Here is a 24088-nt window from a genome sequence, read left to right as displayed (position 1 = left end):
CTCGTTGCGCTTCACGGACCGTCACCCGATCGGTGGCCACATCGAAGAAGCTCATTGATCGCGATGCCTGCGCTGATGGCCGCGAAAGGGGAATCGACCTTGCGTCCGTCGGCAGTTGTGCCGTTGCTGGCCCACGTCCTCGCGGGGCCGCTGGACAGCCGGTGTGACGCCTACCGGTTGGCTGTCCAGCGGCGGACGCCTACATCAGCGGGCTTGCGCGCCGAAGCGGGTGCCGACGTTGGGCAGGCCGCCGGTGCCCGGCTTGTACACGGTCACCGGTGCGACTGTTCCGCCGGTGATGGTGTTGGACATGGGCAGGGCGTACAGGGCGCCGAGGCCGGGTCCGTAGGGCATTCCGACGTAGAGCTTGGTGCCGGTGTAGTGGATGTTGCGGCCCAGGTACTGGTTGGCGCCCGGGGTGCCGGGGATGCCGTCGCCGTCTCCGGCCTCGATCCAGCGGTCGTTGGTGCCGGCCGCTGCGACCAGGGAGAAGGTGTGGATGGCGCCGGCGTTGGCGGTGGTGCCGAGGGCCTCACCGGGGGTGCCGACGGCGAGGCGCATGGTAGCGCTGGTGCTCACGGCACGGGGTGCGGTGTTGACGGCGGTCAGGCTCTCGCCCATGCGGTCGCCGGCTTCGGCGGTGCCGGAGACGTCGTCGTCGGCGGTGCCCTGCCACAGCTGACGCGTCTCGCTCCACGCGCCCGCGGCGGTCACGCGGCCGACCACGACGCGGCCCGCGTCGGCCTTCTGCGTGGCGCCGCCGTCCGTGGACATGGCCTCACCGGGCGAACCGATCGCGAGGATCGACTCGTTGGCGGTGGGCGAGCCCGAGGGGCGGTAGTCGGTCAGGGAGAGCGACCAGGCGAAGTCGTCGTTCGCCTCGGCGCCGCCGGAGACGGTGTCGAGGTCCTGGTCGAGGCCGAACAGCGGCTTGGGGTGACCGTCGGCGTTCAGGGTGTGGCTGAACACCGCGAGGTTGCCTGCGGCGGCGTCGCCACCGATGACCTCATTGGGTGCGCCGATCGCGATGTGGTTGGAGTCGGCGGCCAAAGACGCGCTGAAGCCGTCGTTCGCCTCGGCCGCACCGGGGACGTCGGTCTTGTCCTGGTGGATCGCGACGTTGACGGAGCCGCGCAGGTAGAAGGCCGCACCGGCCTTGGCGATCGTGCCCACCTTCTCGCCGGGCGCCGAGACCACGATGTAGGGCTCGCCCGCGGCGGTGGTGCCGGCCACGACGTTGTCGCCCATCCGGTCGCCCGCCTCGGGCGTGGCGGCCTTGATCTCTCCGTCACCCGCACCCTGCTCGAAGTGGGTGCTCTTCAGCGCGCCGGTGCCCATACCGCCCGGGGCGCCGTACAGGATGTCGAAGAAGCCCGCGTCGGCGGCGGTGCCCACGTCCTCGAGGGTGGTGCCGACGACGAGGTCGGTGTAGCCGTCCTCGTTCCAGTCGACGGTGTCCATGGAGTCGCCGAACGAGTCGCCGGGCTCGGCGCCGCCCGCCACCCAGTCGAGGTCCTGGTTGATCTCGGCGACACCCTTGCCCCCGCCGTACACGATCCGCACCAGACCCGCGGTGGTGTCGGTGCCGACCGTGCCGCTCGGGTCGGCGATCGCGATGTCCTCGAGACCGTCACCGTTGAAGTCCACGATCCGGGTGGCACCGACCTTGCCGTCGATCCAGGACTTGAGGTCGTCGACACGGGAGATGACACCGGCCGTGGAGGTCTGCGCGGGGTCGATGCCGTAGCAACCCCCCTGCGAGGACTGGCTGCTGAGGCCGACGAGCTGGCCGGCGCGTACGACGGGGCCACCTGCGTCGCCCATGCAGGCGGCCGCGCCGTCCTTGCCGGTGACGGTCGCGGAGGTGGCGGCCGCCGAGTCGACGGTGTAGGCGGCGGTGTGCAGCTTGAGCGGTGCCCACTCGGTCTTGTTACGGCCGTAACCGGCGAACTTCAGCTCTTCACCCGCTGCCGGTGCGGACGCGGCGAGCACCACCGGAGTGACGCCTGTGACCGGCCTGTTGAGGCGGGCCAGGACGACATCGCGGTCGGTACGCGGGACGAGTTCGACCACGCGCCGCTCGGCACCCTGGGTGCCGGACAGATCGGAGCGGCCGATGATCGCGGTGGTGCTCTTCTCCGGGGCTCCGGCCGGGACGGCGAGCGAAGCGGCCGGGTCGGCGGCGAAGCAACTCGCCGCGGTCAGCAGCCACTCGGCGTCCACGAGGACGGCGGAGCAGCCGCGGTCGTGCGGGCCGACGGTGATCTGGGCCGTGTAGGCGTAGGTGGTGTCGGAGTCGGCGACAGGCGTGCCGGTGACTGCGGAGGCGGGTGCGGCGCACAGCGCCAGCGGAGCCGCTATCAGGGCTGCGCCGAGCGTGGCCAGGCGGAGACCTCGGGAGTGCTGCATGAGTGGTTTCCTTGCTGCGGGATCCAAGGGGTGAACAGGCGGTCTGACGTTCCTACTTGGAGGTGCGGATCTCGACGAGCATGTGGTCGCGGCCCTCGGGGTCGGCACTCTCGCCGACCGCGGTCCAGGTGTTCTTGGCGACGTCGAAGGACTTCTCCTCCGTGCCGACCGTCATGTCGACCTGGGCGCTCTGGCCGACGCTGCCCTTGACGGCGTACACGGAGGGGATCTCAAGCGTCAGCCAGCCGCTGTTCCCGGTGACCTTGAAGCAGATCTTGTCCTTGCTGCGGGCCCAGACCTCGAGCAGTCCGGTCTCGCTGGCGCAGTCGGCCAGCACGATGTGCCCGTCGCCCCGCTTCAGGACGATGTTCTTCTCGGCGAGGATCTTGTCCGCGTTCGGGTAGTTGTAGTCCTCCACGGCATAGCCGGGTGCCGCGTCGGCCACGGAGTCCGTGTTCCCCGTCGGCTGGCCCGCCGACGAAGTCGTCCACAGCACGGCCGCCAGGCCGGCGGCACACGCCGTCGCAATGATGCGAGTGACGAGTTTCATGTGCACTTCCCTCTTATAGATCAGGTGCCTCATCCCCTTTTTCTATGCATAGCGACGCGTCCCGACCGGGTGCCTCTACGCCGTTTCAGGGAAATGCGAGCAAGTCCTGGATGCAGCCGGGATGACGGCTGCCGATATTTCCGTGCAGGCCATTTCAGCCCACCTGGCGAGGCGTGCGAATTCATCCAGGCGAGCTGAAGCGGCTTTCTGCGGCGCCTCATTCAAGAGCTCAATCCCTCCACATGTCCAACAGGACAAACCGGAAGCGGTCATGCAGGGTTGGCGAATTCGCCCGCCGAAACAGCCAGCCTCGCGAAGGTTGTAGGGATGATCGTGAAGGACCCGTGAAGAATCAGAGGTGTGATCTTCGCGAATGTGTGGGATTTGACGCGCGGATAGAAATTCCATCGAGAGATGTTTGGAGTCGAGACTTCCAATTTGCCGGACGGGTCACGCTTTGTGATCCGTCATGAATGATGGAGCCGATTCCCCGAGAAAACGGAACAATTACCACGGATCAAGCCGTAGACCTGCACCTCGCATTGCTATCCAATTGACGTTTAACTGAATGGGTGTTGGGATCATGCTGCCTCGATGCCCGAACAGCACCTGCGCGCTATTTGCGCATCTGTCTGGGCAACGCGGCGGGCGGGCGGCACCGTGCCGCGCCATCGGGGCGAGTACGGGTCGGATAGACACAGTGAGAGTGGAAGGGAGTCGTGATGTCACAGCAATCACGGCGGGGGTTGAGTAGGCGTCAGACGCTGGCCATTTTCACCGGGGTAGCGGCCGGCAGCGTGCTGTCCACCGGTATGTTCGGGACACGCCCGGCGTACGCGGCGAGCGGTTCGGGTGGCACGCCGGCGGTGCCCGAGGGATCTGGGCTTCCGGATACCGATCGCGGCAAGGTGGTCTGGGCGTACCGATCGGGCCGCCGGGCCGTCCGCACCGCGGCGTCCGCGGCGCTGGCGGGCTCCGCCGCGGACATAACGGAGTTCCTCGATCAGAAGGCACCTGTGGCCTGGGCCGAGGACAACAGGTTCGCCCTCGCGGAGTCCCTGGCCACAGCGGGCTTGGCGACGCGCAACGCCATCGGTGCGGCGTTGTCCAGCGGGGACGCAGCGGTCGAGACCCTCCTCCAGGGCGGTTTCCAGACTGCCGTGGACGAGGATCTCAGGGTGGCCGTGAGTACGGTCCAGGCCCACGGTGCCAAGGCTGTGAAGCGTGATGCATCTGCCGCGCTAGCGGCCGATTCCCCCTTCGCGTTGCGCGCCTTCCTCAGTGACGGGCGGTTCACCGCGCAGGAGGAGGACGATCGTGTGCAGGTGATGACCATCCTCGCCTCAGGGTCACCACAGGTGCGTGAGTACGCGAGTCGGGCCATGGACGACGGGTCGGCCAGGGCCATCCGGTGGTTCCTGGAGACGGGTCAGTACATCGCCCGGGCACGCGACGAGGAATCGGCCACGATCCAGCAGTTGGTCGACCTCGTGGAGAAGGAAGGACGCCGCGCCAGTCTGAAGACCGACGAGGCTGTCGAGCTGTCCGACCAGGCAGTCAGTGCTTCCGAGAAGGCGAAAGCCTCGGCATTGGAGGCCAAGGCTGAGGCCTTGGCCGCCGAGCAGGATGTCACACGCTCAGCCAAGGCGGCAGGGAAGGCCGCGCAGGCGGCCATGGGCGCGGCCGCGGCCGCGTCGACCGCGGTGTCGGCCTCACGGACGGCACAGTCCGCCGCACAGCGTTCGGTGGCTGCCGCCAATGCCGCTGCCGCGGCTGCGGCATCGGCGGGACGCGCTGCGGCGAATGCGTATCGTGCGGCGATCGCCGCTTCCAAGGACAGGGCGATGGCGGGCGCGGCCACCGCGGCGGCAGACGTCGCGCTGAAGCTGGTGAGCTTCGTGCGCACGGTGGCCGCCAAGGCAGACCTCGCGGCCTTGGCTTCCGACGCGGCGCTGCGGGCGGGCGACGCCGCCGCCAGCTCGGCGATCAACGCGGCCGACGCCGCTCGCGCGGCGGCCGACGCGGCCGTGGCCTCCGGAGCTGCCCAGTCCGAGTCCGCTGTTGCGAAGCGGGCCGCCGCCGAAGCGGAAGCCGCCGCGGCCAGGGCGACCCAGGCGGCGGGCAGGGCACGGAACCTGGCCGGGCAGGCGGCCGCCGCTGCCCGCGCGGCGCGTGATGCGGCCAACAGCGCCGCCGATCACGCCGAGAAGGCCGCGGCCGCGGCCAAGGAAGCGGCCGCCCACGCCGGTGAGGCGGTCGACTACGCCAACCGGTCCACGCTGGCTGCCAACGCCGCTGTCGAGGCGGCGAATGCCGCCGCCGCCGCGGTCGTCAAGGCGCGGGATGTCGAAGCGGCGGCCCGCCAGGCCGAGGCCGAGAGTCTGGCCGAGGAGACCAGCGAGGCGATCGAGCAGGCACGGCTCGCGGCGCACACGGAGTTGAACGAGCTCGAACGGTTCAACCGGGAGCGGACCCAGGAAGCACGCCTCTCCGAAGAGCTCCGGGCACTCATCACCTCTGCGGAATCAGCACTGCAGAACGGAACCGTCGAGCAGGCCGCGGCGGCCGGGCGCAAGGCGGCGGTCGGCCTCTTGGAGGGCTCGGGGACCTGGACCCGTCAGGCAGCGGAGTACGCGCTGGCCGGTTCGGATCAGGACGTCGTCAACTGGATCTCGACCGACCGGGTCCTCGCGCTGCAGCAGGACGACGTCGAGAACGTCGCGGCGCTCGCCGCAATGTCGACGGAGGCCGTGGCCACGGCGGCCGCGGCGGCTCTGCAGACCGAAGACCCGGCCAAGATCAAGACATTCCTGGAGACCGGATCGGTCGAGGCAGCCGCCGATGACAACCGGGTCGAGGTGGCCAGGATCCTGGCCAACCCCAGCAGCGGCACGAGGGAGCGAAGCGAGGCATCGGCCGCACTGGACGCGGGGACCGCCGAGGCCGTGCACACCTTCCTGTGGGTCGGCCGCGAGGCGGCCGTACGCGAGGACGACCGGGTGGCCGCGTCCGCGCTCCTCGCAACCGGAGGCCCTTACACCAAGGCGGCGGCGCAGATCGCGCTCGAGGGCGACACCTTCATGCTCCGCCAGTTCATCGCAACCACTCAGCACGACTTCGCGCGGATCGACCACGATCGCGCCACGCACATCAGCGCGGTCCGAGCGTCGATCGCACGCGCGGCCAAGACCGCGGCGAATGCGCAGGAGGACGCGGCCCGCGCCTCCGAGGCTGCCGCCCTCGCACGCCAGGCCGCTGACAAAGCGAAGGAGTGGTCCGACCTCGCCAAGGGTTATGCCGCGGATGCAGAGACGTCTGCACAGGAAGCACGTGACAATGCCGAGGCCGCCGAGACGTCCGCGGCCGAAGCGGCGAAGTCCGCCCAGACCGCGAGCAACGCAGCCGCCGCAGCAGTCAAGGCGAGCAGCGTGGCACGCCAGGCCGCGACGCGAGCAGTGCGGTCCGCAGAGATCGCCGCGCGCTACGCCACAGACGCCGCGATCTCGGCAACGGTAGCTCGCAAGCAGGCAATCGAAGCCGGCAAGGACGCCGTCGCCGCCGCGCAGGCCGCAACCCAGGCCTACATTCTTGTTGCCCAGGCCGCGGTGCGCGAGGCGATCCAGAAGGCGATCGACAATGCGACCGTTCCCATCGGCTCCGGCGGGAACAGCCTTCCGGTCGGAGCCGAGAGCTGTCTGACGCCGTTCGGCAAGCCCATCCCGTCCGGAAACGGCAATAACCCGTTTGAGCTGGGATGGAGCTGGCTTACGGGGGGCGGCGATCGGTCCCAGTGTTTCGGCCCGAACGACGGGTTCACCAGCACCTACCGCGATCATCCCTGGACAAAAGAGGTCATCGACTACTTTGCCGGGCGGGTGCAGTCCGGGAACTACGAGCTGGGCCACACGTACATGTACGACTACAGTCTCGCTGGTTTCCAGGGCCTGAAGTGGCTCAGAGACGCCGGGGCCACGCAACCAACAGACAGGTTCCTGACCGGGTACACCGGAAACTCCGCGTACGCGTTCCTGGGCTCACAGCAGATCCGGATGACCCCCATCCGGAAGAACGCGGACGGCAGCGTGGTGTGGCGGTACACGGCGTACAGCGAGCAGAGCATTGAGTCCGCAACCCGCCCGCCTGTCATCGGGTACCAAGACTGGTACAAGGAGACCGCCGGTAAGGCCATCAATGGTTTGATCGACTGGGTCAGCGGTGACTCAGGGCCAGGGTCGACCATGACCATGGTCATCGAGTTCAACGTGACGCTGGGGCCGTAGTGGGCAAGCTGACGAGTGGACGTTGGTTCGCCGCTGCCCTGGCCGCTTCTGCGGTACTCACCGCAGGCTGCACGGCTCAGGTCGACGCCGAAGATCTGCCCGGCCTGTACCGCAACAAGGAGACCGGCGGCGAGATCCGGCTTGATTCCGACGGCACATTCACCGCCACTGATCTGTCGACGGACGAGCACGCCGACCCCGCCGATTTCCACGGCCAATGGGAGTTCGTCGACAGCTCCGCCAGCGACTTCGTCTACCTGGACATCGATGAGCGTGGCATCGGTGAGGTCTCCGGTGTCCAGCTCTACGCGCGCGGCGGAGGGAAGGTGGCGTTCAGCACTCCGGATGGGTCGTGGTCCCTGGTGCTCACCAAGAGCACGGAGAATTAGCTTGTGTTTTTACCTCGCTCGCGTCGTGTTCGAGCGGTGGTGTGCTCGGCCGATGATCGGGTGAGTGGTGTGCCGTGACGTGAAGGCGGCCGTTCCGGTTCTCGGAGTGCTAACTCCCGGAACAAGAACGGCCGTTGACATGAGTATCGCCAGCTGTCTGTGTGATGTCGAACCCAAGGGCGCACTGGCTCGTTTCCGCCGCGGTTACCACGACTGCCTCTATCGGCGCGCGGACGCGCTCTTCGAGCTGACCGACGCCGTGCTGTGCTCCGGCACTCCGGTGCGCTCGCTGGTGGAACTGGCCCTGGAGCCGGAGTTCCAGCGGAGCCACGGGGCCCTGTACGACGCGGTCAACCAGGGGTGGATGGAGTTCTCCCGCCTGCGCTACCTTGTGGCCACCACGCCCGTGCCCAGGAGCGCCGAGGGGCGCGTCGTGCTGGCCGTGGACGTCACCCCATGGCTGCGGCCCGACGCGGATACCAGCCCGGAGCGCAGGTTCTGCCACGTCAGCGGTTATGGCACGGCCAGTGGCCAGAACATCCCAGGCTGGCCCTACTCCTTCCTGGCCGCTCTCGAGCCCGGCCGCTCCTCATGGACCGCGATCCTCGACGCGCAGCGGGTGGCCCCCGGCGACGATGTCACCGAGCTGACCGCCGACCAGATCCGCGAGGCCCTGGCCCGCCTGATCCGCACCGGCCATCGCCGCGAGGGCGACCCCGATGTACTCGTGGTTCTCGACGCCGGCTACGACGCCACCCGCCTGGCCTGGCTCCTGGCCGACCTGCCCATCGAACTCGTCGTGAGGGTCCGCCGTGACCGGGTGTACTACACCGACCTCGGCGAACCGGTCTACCGCCGCAAGGGCGGACGGCCCGCCCGCCACGGCCGCCGCCTCACCCTGAACGTCGCCCCTGACACCTGGCCCATCCCCGACCAGAACACCGTGAATGACACCCGACGCTACGGTCGAGCCGAAACCCACAGCTGGGACCGCATGCACCAACAACTCCAACGACGAGGACCCTGGGCCCACGACGTCCACCCCGACGAGGAACTCCCCACCCTGCACGGCACCTTGATCCGCCTCACGGTCGCCCGCCTGCCCTCCGGGCGCCGTCCGGACCCGGTATGGCTGTGGGCCTCACGCACCAGCGCTGACGCCACCCACATCGACCGCCTGTGGTCGGCCTACCTGCGACGCTTCGACCTCGAGCACACCTTCCGGCTGTTCAAGCAGACCCTGGGCTGGACCGCCCCTCGCCTCCGCGACCCGCACAGCGCCGATCTGTGGACGTGGCTCGTGATCGCCGCCTACACCCAGCTGAGGCTCGCCCGCCCTCTCGCCGAGGACCACCGCCGCCCCTGGGAACGACCCAAGCCACCACGGCAGTTGTCCCCCGCGCGAGTCCGCCGAGGGTTTCGCCACATCCACCCCCACCTGCCCAACCCCACCGGAGTGCAGAAACCCGGCACAGCAGGCCCCGGACGACCGCCAGGCCACCGGAACACCACCCGTGCAACCCGTCCCGCCGTAGGGGAAGGCCACCAGCACGGCGCGACACCGGAGAGGCATTCCGGCTCGAACACGACGCGAGCGAGGTAAAAACACAAGATTAGAAGCCGTGTCTCAACCGGTCATGGAACGTGTGGGTCGAACAGGGATCCTGGCCGGGTGATCTTCCGGTGATGCGCGCATGAAGGCAGGGCCTCTCGGTAGCTCAGTGGTTGTTGGAGCCAAGAGCTGTTCCAGGAGGCCCTGTTGTCACATGTGTACGCGGTCGCGCCCGTTGACTTCAGCCCGTCCGTCGTGTCGTGCGACTGAGCCTTTTCCAACCTCACGCTGATGCGTGGTGAAGGACGAGGACGGCCTTCACGATGCTGGTGGTGCGGTCGGGACAGCAGCGGAGTTTCCGCCGTAGACGCCAGTACTTGAGCGTGGCCATGGCCTGCTCGCCGACACAGCGGATCTTGGCGTGGGTAGTGTTGTGCCGACGCTGCCGTCGCTTGAATCGACGGCCCCGGAACGGGACGCGAACACACCGGCCTGCACCCTGACAGGCTTTGTCCGCCCAGCACTTGACGTCGGCATCAGCAAGGGCGTCGACGATGCCGTGCGTCCGGGCGGCGGTGAGGTCGTGGGTGGAGCCGGGCAGCGCGGGTGAGGCCCACAGCAGCCTGCCGTGCGGGTCGGTGAGGACCTGGACGTTCATGCCGTGATGCTTGTGCTTCCCGGAGTAGTACGGGCGGTCGGCGGCGACGCGGTCGATCGGCAGCAGCGTGCCGTCCAGGATCACGAACGCCAGAAGGTCTTCGTTCTCGGCTTCGTCCTCTCCCAGAACGCCACCAGCCGCCAGATCTTCCTCGAGAACCACGCCACCGCAGCCCTGGAACACCACATCAACGCATGACCACGCCCAGGCAGGCAGAACCATCGGGCCCACCCATCCGTCCTCACGGAACAAGGCGAACTCATCGTGGTGCGGGCATCCGGCTGTCGATCGTCACCACGACCGGCTCACCCTCCACCGGCAGCGTCCGGCTGAGCACTCCTGCCACCGCGCCGTAGACCTGCGAGGCCATGGCCCAGTCGGCATAGATCTCCAGTTCATCGGCGCCCTCTCCCCGAGACTGGTCTCCGTGACCCGGTAGAGAGACAACAGCACGGCCACCAGGGACCGGCCCGAGAGCACCGCGGCCACCAGACCGTCCTCGCGCTCCTCCAGAGCCGGCGTCCGGAAGTGCGGATGACTGCCGACCTGCGCCGCGACGAACTCCCCGGCGTCCCGGTGACAGACCAGCGTCGCCGACGCGACCCTGCCGGCCCTCATGACCGCCCGGATCCGGCCCGCCGAACTGAAGGGATACGGCTCCTCCACCCGCCCCCTTCCGCCCCGGCACCTCCGGCTCCGCTTCCCGAGCAACAGAGCCGGCCCCATCCGGCACCCCATCGGACAAGGTGCCGACCACGCCCTCCTGTGTCTGCCCGGCAGGTTCCACACCCGCCGGCCCCTCACCCTCCGCAGAAACGACACCGTCCGCCGAAGCCGACTCTCCCGTCGCCGCCTGCTGCGGTCCGGGCAACTGCTCCGAGCCGTCCCCGAGACCTTCGCCGCTCCCGGCAGTCGCCTCAGACGGCGCGTCGTGCAGTCGGTCGACGTCCCGCCGCAGATCGGTCACCGCGTTGACAGCCTCGCTCGCCCGCTTGCCCGCGTCATAGGCACTGGCCCGCGTCTCCAGCCGGGATGCCTCGAGGTCCGCGAGACCACCGTCCCGCAACTCACCGATCCCACTGGCAAGCGCCACCCGCAACTCCCGGTCCAACCCGGACACCCGGCACCAGAACGGACTTCCCTCCCCGCCCGCACACCACCGACACCGCACTCGCACCAGCCCCACCACACACCAGCCGCACCAGAACTCCCCAGGCCAGAGCCCCCATCCCCGGCACACGACGGCCTCCGGCGACAACAGGGGCGACCTCCCTGACCCCTATCCGCTCGGCTGTCAGCGGTCAGTCGGCCTCCACGGCACCTGCCAGGGAAAGTGTCCCCCGAGACACCTCCCAGGCATCAGCCCGAAAGCCCCTGACCAGGGCGTTTGTCACCACCGCCCGGCATCCCCCACTGGGGTTTCCGGCACGGTTTTCGGCAAGCCCCGGTGCAGAGGGGTCCGGCGAGCGCCACCGCCGCCGGGTGTTCGCTCAACGAACGCTCAAATCCGAATAACGATCCCGTCACCTGAACGGCCTTTTTTGCGGCAAACAGAAACCCCTTGTCCGCTTTTTCCTATGGCATGCGCCACATAATGTCCGATGGCTCACCCCTGGGCCCGTGATAAATCTTCACGACCACTCGGGGACGCCACCCCTGTTCCCGAGGGCGCTACAGCCGGCGGACCGCCGGTCGCACTCCATCCATATCCGGGGGGATCAGGACCTGATCCGCAGCCTGCGCGGCGCGGATCAGCGTGGAGAAAGGCGCATCACCATGACATCGGCGAAGGTCGACAAGGGACAAGACGGCCGTCCGGCCGCAACCGACGCGGTCACCTCGGGCGAGGGATACCAGCGGGCCCTCGGCGCCCGTCAGATCCAGATGATCGCGATCGGCGGGGCCATCGGCACCGGCCTCTTCCTCGGCGCGGGCAAGGCCATCGCCAAAGCGGGCCCCAGCCTGATCCTGGCCTATGCCATTGCGGGCCTGGTGATCTTCTTCATCATGCGGGCGCTGGGCGAACTCCTCATGTACCGCCCGGTCTCGGGCTCCTTCTCGGAGTACGCGCGCGAATTCGTCGGGCCCTTCGCGGGCTTTGTCACCGGCTGGACCTACTGGCTCTTCTGGGTCGTCACCGGAATCACCGAAGTCACCGCAGCGGCTCAGTACATGACGTACTGGTTCGACATCGCCCAATGGGTTTCCGCACTGATCTTCACGATCATTCTGTACGGCGTGAACCTGATCTCCGTGAAGCTCTTCGGTGAACTCGAGTTCTGGTTCTCGATGGTCAAGGTCACGGCCATCGTCGGCATGATCCTCATCTGCGCAGGAATTCTCACGCTGGGCTTCTCCGACGCCGGGGACACCGCCAGCGTGACCCACCTCTGGTCCGACGGCGGCTTTTTCCCGCACGGCATCAGCGGCACCCTCATGACCCTGCAGATCGTGATGTTCGCCTTCCTCGCCGTCGAGCTCGTCGGCGTCACCGCGGGCGAGTCCAAGGACCCGAAGACCGTCCTGCCCAAGGCCATCAACACCGTGCCGTGGCGCATCGCCGTCTTCTACGTCGGCGCGCTGATCATGATCCTCTCGGTCGTCCCGTGGACCGAGTTCGAGCCCGGCATCTCCCCGTTCGTCGCCGCCTTCCAGAAGATGGGCCTCGGCATCGGTGCGGGCATCGTCAACTTCGTGGTGCTGACCGCGGCCCTCTCCTCCTGCAACTCCGGCATGTACTCCACCGGACGCATGCTGCGCGACCTCGCGCTCAACGGCCAGGGCCCGCAGTTCTTCACCAAGCTGACCAAGAGCGGCACCCCGCTCGTCGGCACCACCTTCTCCGCCGCGCTCATGCTCGTCGGCGTGTGGATCAACTACCAGTGGCCCGGCGACGCCTTCACCTACGTGGTCTCCTTCGCCACCATCTCCGGCATGTGGGCCTGGATCATGATCCTCGTCTGCCAGATCCGCTACCGCTTCCTGGCCGACCGCGGCGCGCTTCCGCAGTCCGCCTTCCGGGCCCCCGGAGCCCCGTACACCAGCGTCTTCGCGCTCGCCTTCATCGGCATGGTCATCGTCATGATGGCCGTCGACAAGGACGCCAGGATCTCGCTGTACTGCGCCCCGCTCTGGGCCCTGATCCTCGGTGTCTCGTACCTGGTGCTCAAGGCCCGCAACCCCGAGAACAAGGCCTTCGCCAAGAGCTGAGCCGGCACCTCCGGCACCTCTGTCCAGCATGCGGGCCCCCGCGTACCATTCCTCGGAGTCGCGGGGGCCCTCTGCTTATCCTGGCGCCATGCTGACCCTCACCCAGGCGCTGTACGACCAGATCGTCGCTCACTCCCGCGCGGACCACCCCGACGAGGCGTGCGGTGTGGTCGCGGGCCCGGCCGGAACCGGCCGCGCCGAACGCTTCATCCCCATGCTCAACGCCGCCCGCTCGCCCACGTTCTACGAGTTCGACTCCGCGGACCTGCTGAAGCTGTACCGCGAGATGGACGACCGCGACGAGGAGCCGGTGATCGTCTATCACTCGCACACCGCGACCGAGGCCTATCCCTCGCGCACCGACATCACCTACGCCAATGAGCCCGGCGCCCACTACGTGCTCGTCTCCACCGCCGACACCGACGGTGCGGGCCCCTTCCAGTTCCGCTCGTTCCGCATCGTCGACGGCGTGATCACCGAGGAGGACGTCGAGGTCGTCGAGGCGTACGAACCCGCCTGACCGCCCGCCGGCACGGGGGAGGGGCCGCGCCTCCAGGCACCCCTCCCGCCCCGCCGATGTCCACCCGGCGGACGGTCGCCATCCACCAGGTGAGATCACATACCGGCTTCCGGGCCGGGAATCGATACGATGAGCTCATGGTTCCCCTTGACGTGAGCGACAAGACGCCGGGCACGCTGCTCGTGGCGCGGCTGCACGTCGACCTGTGCAGGTTGTCCAGCGCGATCTGTACGAGCCGTCGCCCCGCCGGCCGCACGGCCTGAGCCCGGCCGCGGCCCGCAGCGCCGTCCAGCACGAACCCCTGCGCGGGGCAGAGCCGCGCGCCCCACGCCACCTCTCCGCTTTCGACAGGAGCCCACGCCATGGCCATCGAGGTCCGCATCCCCACCATCCTCCGCACCTACACCGACGGCGCCAAGGCCGTCGAAGGCAACGGAGAGACCCTCGCCGACCTCTTCACGGACCTCGACGGCCGTTACGCCGGCATCCGTGAGCGCATCGTCGACGGCGACCAGCTCCGCCGCTTCGTGAACGTCTACCTCAACGACGAGGACGTCCGCTTCCTCGACGGCATCTCGACCAAGCTCAGCGACGGCGACAACGTCACCATCCTCCCGGCCGTCGCCGGCGGCATGAACTGATGCGGTACGACAGCCCGCTCGCCGCGGTTGGCAACACCCCGCTGGTCCGCCTGCCCCGGCTGTCGCCGTCGGACGACGTCCGCATCTGGGCCAAGCTGGAGGACCGCAACCCCACCGGCTCGATCAAGGACCGCCCCGCGCTCCACATGGTCGAACAGGCGGAGAAGGACGGCCGGTTGACCCCCGGCTGCACCATCCTGGAACCCACCAGCGGCAACACCGGCATCTCGCTCGCCATGGCGGCCAAGCTCAAGGGCTACCGCATCGTCTGCGTCATGCCGGAGAACACCTCACAGGAACGGCGCGACCTGCTGGCCATGTGGGGTGCCGAGATCATCTCCTCCCCGGCGGCCGGCGGCTCCAACACGGCCGTCCGCGTCGCCAAGGAACTGGCCGCCGAGCACCCCGACTGGGTGATGCTCTACCAGTACGGCAACCCGGACAACGCGGGTGCCCACTACGCCACCACCGGCCCGGAGATCCTCGCCGACCTGCCCTCCATCACCCACTTCGTGGCGGGCCTCGGCACCACCGGCACACTGATGGGCGTCGGCCGCTTCCTGCGCGAGCACAAGCCGGACGTCAAGATCGTCGCCGCCGAGCCGCGCTACGACGACCTGGTCTACGGGCTCCGCAACCTCGACGAGGGCTTCGTCCCCGAGCTCTACGACGCCTCGGTCCTCACCACCCGCTTCTCCGTCGGCTCCGCCGACGCCGTCACCCGCACCCGCGAACTCCTCCAGCAGGAGGGAATCTTCGCGGGCGTCTCCACCGGCGCGGCACTCCACGCGGCCATCGGCGTCGGCGCCAAGGCGGTCAAGGCCGGAGAGCCGGCCGACATCGTCTTCGTCGTCGCGGACGGCGGCTGGAAGTACCTGTCGACGGGCGTCTACACGGCCCCGACCACGGAAGCCGCCATCGAGACGCTGCACGGCCAGCTCTGGGCGTAGCCGCCCCGCTGCGTACCGTCCCCGGTCGCCGGGTGGCCCGGAAGTCCGGCCCACCCGGCGACCGGGGACTTTTTCCGTCCGGGGGCAGGAGGAGCCGGCAGCAGCCGGGCGGTACCGGACCCCGTCACCTGGTCCCTCGCACCCGCTCCCACACCGTCGCGTCCACCGCCCCCACACGCCGCCGGAACCCCCGCACCGACACCTCCCGCAGCTCCTCCGTCTCCAGGAAGCTCGCCCGTCCCCGCGCATCGCCCACCGCGCCCGGCGGCAGCGCGATCACTCCCGGCCGATCCTCGCGATGCCTGCTGGTGATCTTCGCGATGCGCGCCGCGTCACCCCGTACCGAGAGCACCAGGCAGGGCCGGTCCTTCGAACCGGGCCTGTCCTCGTACGGGACCTCGGCCCACCAGATCTCGCCCGGCCGCGGTGCCCGCTCCGGCCCGCCCCCAGGTCTCTCCGTCCTCCCCGGCGGGCGCGTGCGGCCACGCGGGCGGCCGCCCGGACGCCGGTTGCTGCCTCCGGCCCGGCCCCGTCCGTCGGCTATCGCCGCAAGGAGAGCAAGCAGTACGACCGCGCCGAACGCCGGCCACCAGGACATGTCCATGCACTCGACCGTACCGGCGCATCAGCCGTCCCGCCCTTCGCACCCGCTTCCATCGAACCGGTGACAGAGCAGGTGAGTTCGCCCACAACGGCAGGCCCTGGAGGAGCGACCGGGTAGGTAGCCCCTTACGCTCAACAAATTGCACGAACCCTCCCCGTTCCCACGTCTCGGAGGTTCACGCTCCATGAAGCTCACCGTCGTCGGCTGCTCCGGCTCGTTCCCGTCCGCGGGTTCGGCATGCTCGAGCTACCTCGTAGAGGCCGACGGCTTCCGGCTGCTCCTCGACATGGGCAACGGCGCCCTCGGCGAGCTGCAGCGCCACATCGGCCTCTACGACCTGGACGCCATCTTCCTCAGCCATCTCCATGCCGATCACTGCATCGACATGTGTGCGTACTTCGTCGTGCGCTACTACCGGCACGACGGCGGACGCCCGGCGCCCATTCCGGTCTACGGCCCCGACGGCACCGAGCAGCGGCTGACGGCCGCGCACGGCGACACCCCGTCCGAACGGGCGATGAGCGAGGTCTTCGACTTCCACACGCTGAAGTCCGGCTCGTTCGACATCGGCCCGTTCTCGGTCCGTACGGAGAAGGTCTGCCACCCCGTCGACACCTTCGGCATCCGCGTCGAGCACGACGGCCGCTCGCTGACGTACTCCAGCGACACCGGGACGTGCGATGCGCTGGACGAATTGGCCGAGGGCACCGATCTGTTGCTCTGCGAAGCGTCGTTCGTCCACGGCAAGGAGGACATTCCGGACCTCCACCTCAACGGCCGTGAAGCGGGTGAGCTCGCCGCGCGCGCGAAGGTGGGCCGGCTCGTCCTGACCCACATCCCACCGTGGACGGACGCGAACCGCAATCTGGCGGACGCCCGTGCGGTCTACGGCGGCCCGGCGGAGCTGGCGGTTCCGGGCGCGGTCTACGAGATCTAGGCCTCTCGCAGGTACGACGGAGCCCCCACCTTCCGCCCGGAAGGTGGGGGCTCCGTCGTCGGTACTCAGGCTTATGCCTTCGTCAGGTCCTCGAACTCCTCCTCGGGCTCACGGCCCGGGGTGGTGAGGTTGAACTTGGTGATCGCGAAGCGGAAGAGCACGTAGTAGATCGCGCCGAAGACCAGGCCGACCGGGATCATCAGCCACGGCTTCGTGGAGATACCCCAGTTGATGAGGACATCGGTGAGGCCCGCCGAGAAGCTGAACCCCATGTGTATGCCCAGCGCCCAGGTGACCGCCATCGATATGGCCGTGAGAACCGCATGGATCGCGTACAGCACCGGCGCGATGAACATGAACGAGAACTCGATCGGCTCGGTCACGCCGGTCACGAACGAGGTCAGCGCGAGCGACATCATCATGCCCATCACGGCCTTGCGGCGCTCGGGGCGAGCGGTGTGCGCGATGGCCAGGGCGGCAGCAGGCAGTCCGAACATCATGATCGGGAAGAAGCCCGTCATGAACATTCCGGCGTTCGGGTCACCGGCGAAGAAGCGCGGAAGATCGCCGTGGAAGACGTCACCTGCGGAGTTCGTGAAGTCGCCGATCTGGAACCAGGCCACCGAGTTCACGAACTGGTGCATGCCGATCGGGATCAGTCCGCGGTTGATCAGGCCGAACAGGCCGGCGCCGCCCGCACCGAGGCCGGTCATCCACTCGCCGAAGTTGGTGATGACGTCGCCGATGGGCTCCCAGCCGAGGACGACCAAGACGCCCAGGAGGGTGCCGACGGCGGCGGTGATGATCGGGACGAGTCGGCGGCCGTTGAAGAAGCCGAGCCAGTCGACCAGCTTGGTGCGGTGGAAACGCTGCCAGAGGACGGCAGTCAGGAGGCCGAGGATGATGCCGCCGAGGACGCCGGGGTTCTGGAAGGTCGCAGCAGATGCGGCCTCGGTGCCCTTCTGCCAGAAACCGCCTCCGAGACCGGTGCCTGTGTATGTGGCGCCCTCGTGACCCGCCTCGATCGGGAACTGGTGGATCACCGCGTAGTAGGTGAGGAAGCCCACAACAGCCGCGAGGGCGGTGGAGCCGTCAGCCTTCTTCGCGAAACCGATCGCTACGCCGATGCAGAAGAGCAGCGGCAACCCGAACGAGCTGTCCAGGATGGCGCCGCCGGCTCCCGCGAAGACCTTCGCGACATCTGCGGGCAGGTGCAGCTTCTCCTGGACGTCCGCCTGGCCGAGGCGGAGCAGGAGCCCCGCGGCCGGCAGTACGGCGATGGGCAGCTGGAGGCTGCGTCCCACCTTCTGCAGGCCCTGGAACAGGCCGGAGCCCCGCTTCTTTGCGGGGGCCGCCGAGGCGGTGGCCGTACTCATCAACTTCCTCCAGTAGGCAAGGCGCCGCCAGGAACAGGGATTTTTTTGGGGGGCGACGACTCTAGAGACGTGACGGGCGTCACGTGGTCTGGACCACTCAGTGGTGTAGACCAGTTTTAGCACGGTGTGGGTTGTATAAGGAACCTGCAAATGTCGACTATTTCGCAGTAGCTCATCGAAACTCGCCGTGACATGACGAAAGGCCCCCGGACCTTGAGGTCCGAGGGCCCTTGCCTGCCGGGCGCAATGCCTGCTCGGGGCCTACTTGACGAGGTCCTTCTCGATCTCCGCCTCCAGTTCGTCGGGCTCGCGCCCGGGTGTCTGCAGGTTGAACCTGGTGATCGCGAATCGGAACAGCACGTAATACACCACTGCGAAGCAGAGCCCGATCGGAATGATCAGCCACGGTTTCGTCGCCAGGCTCCAGTTGATGACGTAGTCGATCAGACCCGCCGAGAAACTGAAGCCGTCCTTCACGCCCAGCGCCCAGCTGACCGCCATCGAGACACCGGTGAGCACCGCGTGGATGGCATACAGAAGCGGGGCGACGAAGAGGAACGAGTACTCGATCGGCTCGGTGATACCCGTCACGAACGACGTCAGACCGACCGAGAGCATCATGCCGCCGACCGCCTTCCGGCGATGCGGCTTGGCGCAGTGGTAGATCGCCAGAGCTGCCGCCGGGAGCGCGAACATCATGATCGGGAAGAAGCCCGTGGTGAACTGCCCGGCCGTCGGGTCCCCGTTCAGGAACCGGTTGATGTCGCCGTGCACGACCGTCCCGTCCGGCTTGGTGAAGTCGCCGAACTGGAACCAGACGAAGGTGTTCAGGAACTGGTGCAGGCCGATGACCAGCAGCGCGCGGTTGGCGACACCGAAGATGCCGGAGCCCAGCCAGTCCAGATCGGTCAGCCACTTGGAGAAGCTGGTCAGGCCGTCGCCGATCGGTGCCCACAGCCAGGCGCACAGGGCCGCGAAGAGCAGTCCGACGAACGCCATGATGATCGGCACGAGCCGGCGGCCGTTGAAGAAGCCCAGCCAGTCGACCAGCTTGACCCGGTGGTACCGCTGCCACAACCAGGCGGACAGCAGGCCCATGACGATGCCCCCGAACACCCCCGGGTTCTGGTACTCGGCGGCCGTCACCTTCGCGTCGCCGGTGACACAGGTGCCGAACCAGGTGCCGCCGTCGGTGAAGGTGGAGCCCGGCGCGCAGTCCACCGGGAAGGCGTGCAGCACCGCGTAATAGACGAGGAAGCCGGTCACCGCCGCGAGCGCCGTCGAACCGTCCGCCTTCTTGGCCATGCCGATCGCGACGCCGACGCAGAACAGCAGGGGCAGGCCCAGACCGGAGTCGAGCAGTGCTCCACCGGCCGCGGCGAAGACCTTCGCGACGTCGTTCCAGCCGAGCCCCTTGTTGCCGAACACATCGTCCTGGCCGAGCCGGTTGAGGATGCCCGCAGCCGGCAGCACCGCGATCGGGAGCTGGAGGCTGCGCCCCATCTTCTGGAGGCCCTGGAAGAGGCCGTTCCACCACCGCTTCCGGGGCAGGGCGACGCTGTCCGAACTCATCGGCGTCCTCCCGGAACAGGCCACGTTTGGCGGTCGGCGCAAACTGGTGTAGACCAGTTGCGTTACGGTGCGGAGCCCGCCCGAAAGGACAGGGCGCCGATGATCGTCATCATTGGTGATGGGCCGACAGCTCGCCCGCGAAGTTGGGCCAACCGTGCGTTACCGTGACGAAACGGACCCACGGTGGGCCGGCACGCGGACGCGAACAGCAGGGAGAAACGACATGGCCAGCAAGGCTGAGAAGATCGTCGCCGGGCTCGGCGGTATCGACAACATCGAAGAAATCGAAGGCTGCATCACCCGCCTCCGCACCGAAGTCATCGACCCGAGCAAGGTCGACGAAGCCGCGCTCAAGGCCGCCGGGGCCCACGGCGTCGTCAAGATGGGCACCGCGATCCAGGTCGTCATCGGCACCGACGCCGACCCCATCGCCGCCGACATCGAAGACATGATGTGACCACCCACTGAGCCCGTCCGGCTCCGCACTCCACAGGCCCCGCTCCCACCCGGACCGGGGCCTGCGGCACAGCCGATAGGCTCGACGCCATGTCTCGTATCGACGGCCGCACCCCCGAACAGCTCCGCCCCGTCACCATCGAACGCGGATGGAGCAAGCACGCCGAGGGCTCAGTCCTCATCTCCTTCGGCGACACCAAGGTCTTCTGCACCGCCTCCGTCACCGAAGGCGTCCCGCGCTGGCGCAAAGGCAGCGGCGAAGGCTGGGTCACCGCCGAATACTCCATGCTGCCCCGCTCCACCAACACCCGCGGCGACCGCGAATCCGTACGCGGCAAGATCGGCGGCCGCACCCACGAGATCAGCCGGCTCATCGGCCGCTCCCTGCGCGCCGTGATCGACTACAAGGCCCTCGGCGAGAACACCATCGTCCTCGACTGCGACGTCCTCCAGGCCGACGGCGGCACCCGCACCGCCGCCATCACCGGCGCGTACGTCGCCCTCGCCGACGCCATTACCTGGGCCCAGGGCAAGAAGCTCATCCGGCACGGCCGCAAGCCGCTCACCGGCACCGTCTCCGCCGTCAGCGTCGGCATCGTCGACGGCACCCCGCTCCTCGACCTCTGCTACGAGGAGGACGTCCGCGCCGAGACCGACATGAACGTCGTCTGCACCGGCGACGGCCGCTTCGTCGAGGTCCAGGGCACCGCCGAGGCCGAACCGTTCGACCGCAAGGAACTGAACGCCCTCCTCGACCTCGCCACCGCCGGCTGCGTCGACCTCACCGCGCACCAGCACCTTGCGCTCGCCCGCACCCTCGGCGAGTAAAGAAGCAACCAAGTACGCAGCACAGCGCGTCGTTACACGTACGGGCGCACGGATCGAACCGTGCGCCCGTCCGTGTATCCGCACCCCGGGAGGAACCGCACCATGGCCGAGGCCACCCGCCACCGCCGCACCACCATCGCGCTGACCCTGACCACCCTCACCCTCGCCCTCACCGCGGCGACCGGCTGCGGCGCCGTCGACAAGGCCCTCGACTGCGTCCGCACCGCCGACGCCATAGCCACCAGCGTCAGCAACCTCCAGCAGGCCGTCTCCAACGCCTCGAACGACCCCACCCAGGCAACCGAAGCCCTCGACCAGATCGACAAGGAACTCGGCAACCTCGGCGACACGACCGACAACGCCGACCTCGGCAAGGCCGTCGACGACCTCCAGACCGGCGTCAAGAACGTCCGCACCGCCATCGACAACGGCGACGCCACCCCCGACATCACCCCGGTCACCGACGCCGCCAAGGAGATCGGCAACGTCTGCACCTCGTAGCACCGGGCCCGGCACGCCCCGCGATAATCGGCACATGACCCGCCTGATCCTCGCCACCCGCAACGCCGGGAAAATCACCGAACTCCACGCGATCCTCGCCGACGCCGGCCTCACCCATGAACTCGTCGGCGCGGACGCATACCCCGAGATCCCCGACGTCAAGGAAACCGGCGTCACCTTCGCCGAGAACGCCCTCCTCAAGGCCCACGCCCTCGCGCAGGCCACCGGCCACCCCGCGATCGCCGACGACTCCGGCCTCTGCGTCGACGTACTCGGCGGCGCCCCCGGCATCTTCTCGGCCCGCTGGTCCGGCACCCACGGCAACGACCGCGCCAACCTGGACCTGCTGCTGGCCCAGCTCTCCGACATCGACGACACCCACCGCGCCGCCCACTTCGCCTGCGCGGCGGCTCTCGCCCTCCCGGACGGCACGGAGCGCGTGGTCGAGGGCCGCCTCCTCGGCACCCTGCGCCACACCCCGTCCGGCACGAACGGCTTCGGCTACGACCCCATCCTCCAGCCGGAGGGCGAGACCCGGACGTGCGCGGAACTGACGCCGGCGGAGAAGAACGCGATCAGCCACCGGGGGAAGGCGTTCCGGGCGCTGGTGCCGGTCGTGCGGGAGCTGGTGGGTTGACGCCTACGGAAACGTAAAACGGCCTGTAAATCGACTCCTTCGATTCACAGGCCGTCTCGGTGCGGCGGAAGGGATTCGAACCCTCAAGCCGTTTCACGGGCCACAGATCCTAAGTCTGCTGTGTCGCCTTTGCACCACCGCCGCTGGCCGCCAACCATGCTACCGGGGCGTGGCCTCGCATCAGCAGGCTACCTGGTCGCGAACTTCCGTATCAGATGCCCAGATCCTTGATGATCTTGGCTACATGGCCGGTCGCCTTGACGTTGTACAGGGCCCGTTCGACCTTGCCCTCCTCGTCGACGACGACCGTGGAGCGGATGACACCCGTCACCGTCTTGCCGTACAGCTTCTTCTCGCCGAATGCCCCGTAGGCCTCGAGCGTCTCCTTGGACGGGTCGCCGACGAGTGTGACCTTGAGGTTCTCCTTCTCGCGGAACTTGGCGAGCTTCTCCGGCTTGTCGGGGGAGACCCCGATGACGTCGTATCCGGCGCCGGCCAGGAGCTCCAGGTTGTCGGTGAAGTCGCAGGCCTGCTTGGTGCAGCCGGGCGTGAGGGCGGCCGGGTAGAAGTAGACGATGACCTTGCGGCCCTTGCGGTCGGCGAGCGAGATGGTGTTGCCGTCGGCGTCGGGCAGGGCGAAGTCCGGGGCGGTGTCGCCGGGCTGGAGTCGCTCGCTCATGGTTCTCCTCAGGGGCGTGTGGCGTGTACGGCACCGAGAGTAATAGGGGTGCCGCCGGGTGCGCGGCCCGTCGAGCTGACAGACTGTCGACGAAGGTTTACCGGACGAGGACCACGGAGGCGGCGCAGTGTCGGATGCCAGGACCCCTGCGCAGATCGAGGCGGACATCATCAGCAGGCGTCAACAGCTTGCGGTGGTGCTCGACGAGATCGGGGTGCGGGTGCACCCGAAGACGATCATCGGTGACGCGAAGGCGAAGGCTGTCGAGGCTGTGGACCGGACCGCCGGGCGGGCGTACGTCGCGGTGAACAGGACGGTGTCCGATGTGAAGGCGCGGTTCGTGTCGGAGGACGGTGCGCCGCGTCTGGAGCGGGTGATTCCGACGGTGTTGCTGGCCGTCGGTGTGGTCGGGCTGGTCACGGTGTCGGTGCGGCGCAAGAAGCGCTGAGAAGGCTGACCCCGGAGGCGTGCGCGGCGGCGTCGGGCAGGTAGGTTTACGGGTCGTGAGCGAGAACACCGACGACAAACTGCCCATTCGCATGCTGCATGACCGCGTGCTGGTCCGGTCCGATACGCCCGAGGGCGAGCGGCGTTCGGGCGGCGGCATTCTGATTCCGGCGACGGCTGCGGTCGGTCGTCGGCTGGCCTGGGCCGTGGTGGTCGCGGTCGGCCAGAACGTGCGGACGGTGGAGCCGGGTGACCGGGTGCTGTACGACCCCGAGGACCGTGCGGAGGTCGAGGTGCGCGGGGTGGCGTACGTACTGATGCGGGAGCGGGATCTGCACGCGGTGGCGGCGGACCGGTTCGAGGGCTCGGTGGATTCGACCGGGTTGTATCTGTAGCTCCCGACACCTGCGATGCAAGGCCTGGTGACCGGCGTCACCAGGCCTTCTGCATGTATTTGCTACGTTGGTGGGACCCCGACGAGACGCGCCGTACCGGGCTTTCGCAAAGACGACGCACCCGTGATGTCCGTGTGTCTGTGGTGTCGGAGGTGCCGTCGTGGCGTGGGTTCTGCTGGTTGTGGCCGGTCTGCTGGAGGTGGGCTGGTCGATCGGGATGAAGTACACCGACGGGTTCACCCGGCTGTGGCCGAGTGTGTTCACGGGGTTCGGGATCGTGGCCAGCATGGTGCTGCTGTCGCAGGCGGCGAAGTCGCTGCCGATCGGTACGGCGTACGGCGTGTGGGTCGGTATCGGTGCGGCGGGGGCGGCGGTGCTCGGCATGGTGGTGCTGCACGAGCCGGTGACGGTCGCCCGGATTTTCTTTGTCTCGCTCCTGCTGGTGGCCGTGGTGGGGCTGAAGGCGACCTCGGGTCACTGAGCCGCGAGGCCGCCGC

At 68.3% G+C, this 24088-nt stretch carries 23 protein-coding genes, 1 tRNA gene, 1 pseudogene and 1 riboswitch; of the genes and pseudogenes, 17 read left to right on the top strand and 8 right to left on the bottom strand.

Going from position 1 to position 24088, the window contains the following annotated elements:
- Positions 1–204: 204 nt before the first annotated feature.
- Entirely contained in the window at positions 205–2409 is a 2205-nt protein-coding gene (locus LRD69_RS11190; protein ID WP_277326423.1) for a trypsin-like serine protease, read from the bottom strand.
- 52 nt (positions 2410–2461) lie between these two features.
- Positions 2462–2959 carry a hypothetical protein gene (locus LRD69_RS11185; protein WP_277326422.1) on the bottom strand — a complete coding sequence of 166 codons (498 nt, stop codon included), beginning with the start codon at positions 2957–2959 and terminating at the stop codon, positions 2462–2464.
- Positions 2960–3681: 722 nt separating this feature from the next.
- Here LRD69_RS11185 and LRD69_RS11180 point away from each other — a divergent pair.
- The 3 genes from LRD69_RS11180 (at position 3682) to LRD69_RS11170 (ending at position 9231) form a co-directional block, all read left to right on the top strand.
- The gene (locus LRD69_RS11180) at positions 3682–7239 is read left to right on the top strand and encodes an ALF repeat-containing protein (protein WP_277326421.1); all 3558 of its coding nucleotides are present in this window, start codon (positions 3682–3684) and stop codon (positions 7237–7239) included.
- Positions 7239–7628 (top strand): hypothetical protein, encoded by a 390-nt coding sequence (locus LRD69_RS11175; protein WP_277326420.1) that lies wholly within the window; start codon positions 7239–7241, stop codon positions 7626–7628. The genes LRD69_RS11180 and LRD69_RS11175 overlap by 1 nt, the downstream gene beginning before the upstream one ends.
- Positions 7629–7767: 139 nt before the next feature.
- Positions 7768–9231 carry an NF041680 family putative transposase gene (locus LRD69_RS11170; RefSeq protein WP_277326419.1) on the top strand — a complete coding sequence of 488 codons (1464 nt, stop codon included), beginning with the start codon at positions 7768–7770 and terminating at the stop codon, positions 9229–9231.
- A 232-nt stretch (positions 9232–9463) separates the two neighbouring features.
- Here the strand turns inward: LRD69_RS11170 and LRD69_RS11165 are convergent.
- A pseudogene (locus LRD69_RS11165) lies at positions 9464–9928 on the bottom strand (transposase family protein); the annotation flags it as partial.
- Here LRD69_RS11165 and LRD69_RS11160 point away from each other — a divergent pair.
- The 6 genes from LRD69_RS11160 to LRD69_RS11135 all read left to right on the top strand — a co-directional run bounded on the left by LRD69_RS11160 (position 9842) and on the right by LRD69_RS11135 (position 15159).
- Positions 9842–10036: a hypothetical protein gene (locus LRD69_RS11160; RefSeq protein WP_277329923.1), complete on the top strand. Its 195-nt coding sequence runs from the start codon at positions 9842–9844 to the stop codon at positions 10034–10036. The pseudogene LRD69_RS11165 and the gene LRD69_RS11160 overlap by 87 nt on opposite strands.
- A 1578-nt stretch (positions 10037–11614) precedes the next feature.
- Entirely contained in the window at positions 11615–13048 is a 1434-nt protein-coding gene (locus LRD69_RS11155) for an amino acid permease (protein WP_277326418.1), read from the top strand.
- 88 nt (positions 13049–13136) lie between these two features.
- The gene (locus LRD69_RS11150; protein WP_277326417.1) at positions 13137–13568 is read left to right on the top strand and encodes a M67 family metallopeptidase; all 432 of its coding nucleotides are present in this window, start codon (positions 13137–13139) and stop codon (positions 13566–13568) included.
- A gap of 137 nt (positions 13569–13705) precedes the next feature.
- Complete coding sequence (locus LRD69_RS11145; RefSeq protein ID WP_277329922.1) at positions 13706–13831, top strand: putative leader peptide; 126 nt, start codon at positions 13706–13708, stop codon at positions 13829–13831.
- Positions 13832–13930: 99 nt separating this feature from the next.
- A complete protein-coding gene (locus LRD69_RS11140) occupies positions 13931–14209 on the top strand; it encodes a MoaD/ThiS family protein (protein ID WP_277326415.1) in 279 nt (92 codons plus the stop codon).
- Positions 14209–15159 (top strand): cysteine synthase, encoded by a 951-nt coding sequence (locus LRD69_RS11135; RefSeq protein WP_277326414.1) that lies wholly within the window; start codon positions 14209–14211, stop codon positions 15157–15159. The genes LRD69_RS11140 and LRD69_RS11135 overlap by 1 nt, the downstream gene beginning before the upstream one ends.
- Positions 15160–15283: 124 nt before the next feature.
- On the opposite strand, the gene LRD69_RS11130 is transcribed toward LRD69_RS11135, so the two are convergent.
- Positions 15284–15763, bottom strand: coding sequence for a type II toxin-antitoxin system PemK/MazF family toxin (locus tag LRD69_RS11130; protein ID WP_277326413.1), 480 nt, complete (start codon positions 15761–15763; stop codon positions 15284–15286).
- Positions 15764–15947: 184 nt separating this feature from the next.
- On the opposite strand from LRD69_RS11130, the gene LRD69_RS11125 reads away from it, so the two are divergent.
- On the top strand, positions 15948–16700 hold the full coding sequence (locus tag LRD69_RS11125) for an MBL fold metallo-hydrolase (protein ID WP_277326412.1): 753 nt from the start codon (positions 15948–15950) through the stop codon (positions 16698–16700).
- A gap of 71 nt (positions 16701–16771) precedes the next feature.
- On the opposite strand, the gene LRD69_RS11120 is transcribed toward LRD69_RS11125, so the two are convergent.
- Positions 16772–18076, bottom strand: coding sequence for a PTS transporter subunit EIIC (locus tag LRD69_RS11120; RefSeq protein WP_277326411.1), 1305 nt, complete (start codon positions 18074–18076; stop codon positions 16772–16774).
- A 261-nt stretch (positions 18077–18337) separates the two neighbouring features.
- Entirely contained in the window at positions 18338–19648 is a 1311-nt protein-coding gene (locus LRD69_RS11115; RefSeq protein WP_277326410.1) for a PTS transporter subunit EIIC, read from the bottom strand.
- Between the two features lie 223 nt (positions 19649–19871).
- Here LRD69_RS11115 and LRD69_RS11110 point away from each other — a divergent pair, with 223 nt between their 5' ends.
- The 4 genes from LRD69_RS11110 to rdgB all read left to right on the top strand — a co-directional run bounded on the left by LRD69_RS11110 (position 19872) and on the right by rdgB (position 22070).
- Complete coding sequence (locus tag LRD69_RS11110; RefSeq protein WP_037692518.1) at positions 19872–20105, top strand: PTS glucose/sucrose transporter subunit IIB; 234 nt, start codon at positions 19872–19874, stop codon at positions 20103–20105.
- A gap of 89 nt (positions 20106–20194) precedes the next feature.
- Positions 20195–20932, top strand: a complete 738-nt coding sequence (rph, locus tag LRD69_RS11105; protein WP_277326409.1) for a ribonuclease PH — start codon at positions 20195–20197, stop codon at positions 20930–20932.
- A gap of 102 nt (positions 20933–21034) precedes the next feature.
- Positions 21035–21433 carry a hypothetical protein gene (locus LRD69_RS11100; protein WP_277326408.1) on the top strand — a complete coding sequence of 133 codons (399 nt, stop codon included), beginning with the start codon at positions 21035–21037 and terminating at the stop codon, positions 21431–21433.
- A gap of 34 nt (positions 21434–21467) precedes the next feature.
- Positions 21468–22070 (top strand): RdgB/HAM1 family non-canonical purine NTP pyrophosphatase, encoded by a 603-nt coding sequence (gene rdgB, locus LRD69_RS11095; protein ID WP_277326407.1) that lies wholly within the window; start codon positions 21468–21470, stop codon positions 22068–22070.
- 60 nt (positions 22071–22130) lie between these two features.
- On the opposite strand, the gene LRD69_RS11090 is transcribed toward rdgB, so the two are convergent.
- Together LRD69_RS11090 and bcp are read right to left on the bottom strand one after the other, a co-directional pair.
- Positions 22131–22214: transfer RNA gene (locus LRD69_RS11090), tRNA-Leu, on the bottom strand.
- A gap of 67 nt (positions 22215–22281) precedes the next feature.
- Positions 22282–22749 carry a thioredoxin-dependent thiol peroxidase gene (gene bcp / locus LRD69_RS11085; RefSeq protein WP_277326406.1) on the bottom strand — a complete coding sequence of 156 codons (468 nt, stop codon included), beginning with the start codon at positions 22747–22749 and terminating at the stop codon, positions 22282–22284.
- A 127-nt stretch (positions 22750–22876) separates the two neighbouring features.
- On the opposite strand from bcp, the gene LRD69_RS11080 reads away from it, so the two are divergent.
- The 3 genes from LRD69_RS11080 to LRD69_RS11070 all read left to right on the top strand — a co-directional run bounded on the left by LRD69_RS11080 (position 22877) and on the right by LRD69_RS11070 (position 24072).
- The gene (locus tag LRD69_RS11080) at positions 22877–23197 is read left to right on the top strand and encodes a DUF3618 domain-containing protein (RefSeq protein WP_277326405.1); all 321 of its coding nucleotides are present in this window, start codon (positions 22877–22879) and stop codon (positions 23195–23197) included.
- Between the two features lie 55 nt (positions 23198–23252).
- Entirely contained in the window at positions 23253–23591 is a 339-nt protein-coding gene (locus LRD69_RS11075) for a co-chaperone GroES (RefSeq protein WP_030923137.1), read from the top strand.
- 55 nt (positions 23592–23646) lie between these two features.
- A riboswitch (guanidine-III (ykkC-III) riboswitch) is annotated at positions 23647–23713 on the top strand.
- Between the two features lie 38 nt (positions 23714–23751).
- Positions 23752–24072, top strand: a complete 321-nt coding sequence (locus tag LRD69_RS11070; protein ID WP_277326404.1) for a multidrug efflux SMR transporter — start codon at positions 23752–23754, stop codon at positions 24070–24072.
- Positions 24073–24088 lie beyond the last annotated feature (16 nt).

The organism is Streptomyces sp. JH14 (genome assembly GCF_029428675.1).
Lineage (GTDB): Bacteria > Actinomycetota > Actinomycetes > Streptomycetales > Streptomycetaceae > Streptomyces.
The sequence above is the reverse complement of the archived record's forward strand: the minus strand, read 5'-3'. Positions and strand labels throughout refer to the sequence as shown.

Bases quoted from the DNA above. Each gene is read 5' to 3' on its own strand.
- LRD69_RS11125 (WP_277326412.1), top strand. From the start codon at position 15,948: ATGAAGCTCACCGTCGTCGGCTGCTCCGGCTCGTTCCCGTCCGCGGGT.
- rdgB (WP_277326407.1), top strand. From the start codon at position 21,468: ATGACCCGCCTGATCCTCGCCACCCGCAACGCCGGGAAAATCACCGAA.
- LRD69_RS11130 (WP_277326413.1), bottom strand. From the start codon at position 15,763: ATGGACATGTCCTGGTGGCCGGCGTTCGGCGCGGTCGTACTGCTTGCT.
- LRD69_RS11115 (WP_277326410.1), bottom strand. From the start codon at position 19,648: ATGAGTTCGGACAGCGTCGCCCTGCCCCGGAAGCGGTGGTGGAACGGC.
- LRD69_RS11170 (WP_277326419.1), top strand. From the start codon at position 7,768: ATGAGTATCGCCAGCTGTCTGTGTGATGTCGAACCCAAGGGCGCACTG.
- rph (WP_277326409.1), top strand. From the start codon at position 20,195: ATGTCTCGTATCGACGGCCGCACCCCCGAACAGCTCCGCCCCGTCACC.
- LRD69_RS11135 (WP_277326414.1), top strand. From the start codon at position 14,209: ATGCGGTACGACAGCCCGCTCGCCGCGGTTGGCAACACCCCGCTGGTC.
- LRD69_RS11145 (WP_277329922.1), top strand. From the start codon at position 13,706: ATGGTTCCCCTTGACGTGAGCGACAAGACGCCGGGCACGCTGCTCGTG.
- LRD69_RS11110 (WP_037692518.1), top strand. From the start codon at position 19,872: ATGGCCAGCAAGGCTGAGAAGATCGTCGCCGGGCTCGGCGGTATCGAC.
- LRD69_RS11140 (WP_277326415.1), top strand. From the start codon at position 13,931: ATGGCCATCGAGGTCCGCATCCCCACCATCCTCCGCACCTACACCGAC.
- LRD69_RS11150 (WP_277326417.1), top strand. From the start codon at position 13,137: ATGCTGACCCTCACCCAGGCGCTGTACGACCAGATCGTCGCTCACTCC.
- LRD69_RS11155 (WP_277326418.1), top strand. From the start codon at position 11,615: ATGACATCGGCGAAGGTCGACAAGGGACAAGACGGCCGTCCGGCCGCA.
- LRD69_RS11180 (WP_277326421.1), top strand. From the start codon at position 3,682: ATGTCACAGCAATCACGGCGGGGGTTGAGTAGGCGTCAGACGCTGGCC.
- LRD69_RS11185 (WP_277326422.1), bottom strand. From the start codon at position 2,959: ATGAAACTCGTCACTCGCATCATTGCGACGGCGTGTGCCGCCGGCCTG.
- LRD69_RS11190 (WP_277326423.1), bottom strand. From the start codon at position 2,409: ATGCAGCACTCCCGAGGTCTCCGCCTGGCCACGCTCGGCGCAGCCCTG.
- LRD69_RS11120 (WP_277326411.1), bottom strand. From the start codon at position 18,076: ATGAGTACGGCCACCGCCTCGGCGGCCCCCGCAAAGAAGCGGGGCTCC.
- LRD69_RS11100 (WP_277326408.1), top strand. From the start codon at position 21,035: ATGGCCGAGGCCACCCGCCACCGCCGCACCACCATCGCGCTGACCCTG.
- bcp (WP_277326406.1), bottom strand. From the start codon at position 22,749: ATGAGCGAGCGACTCCAGCCCGGCGACACCGCCCCGGACTTCGCCCTG.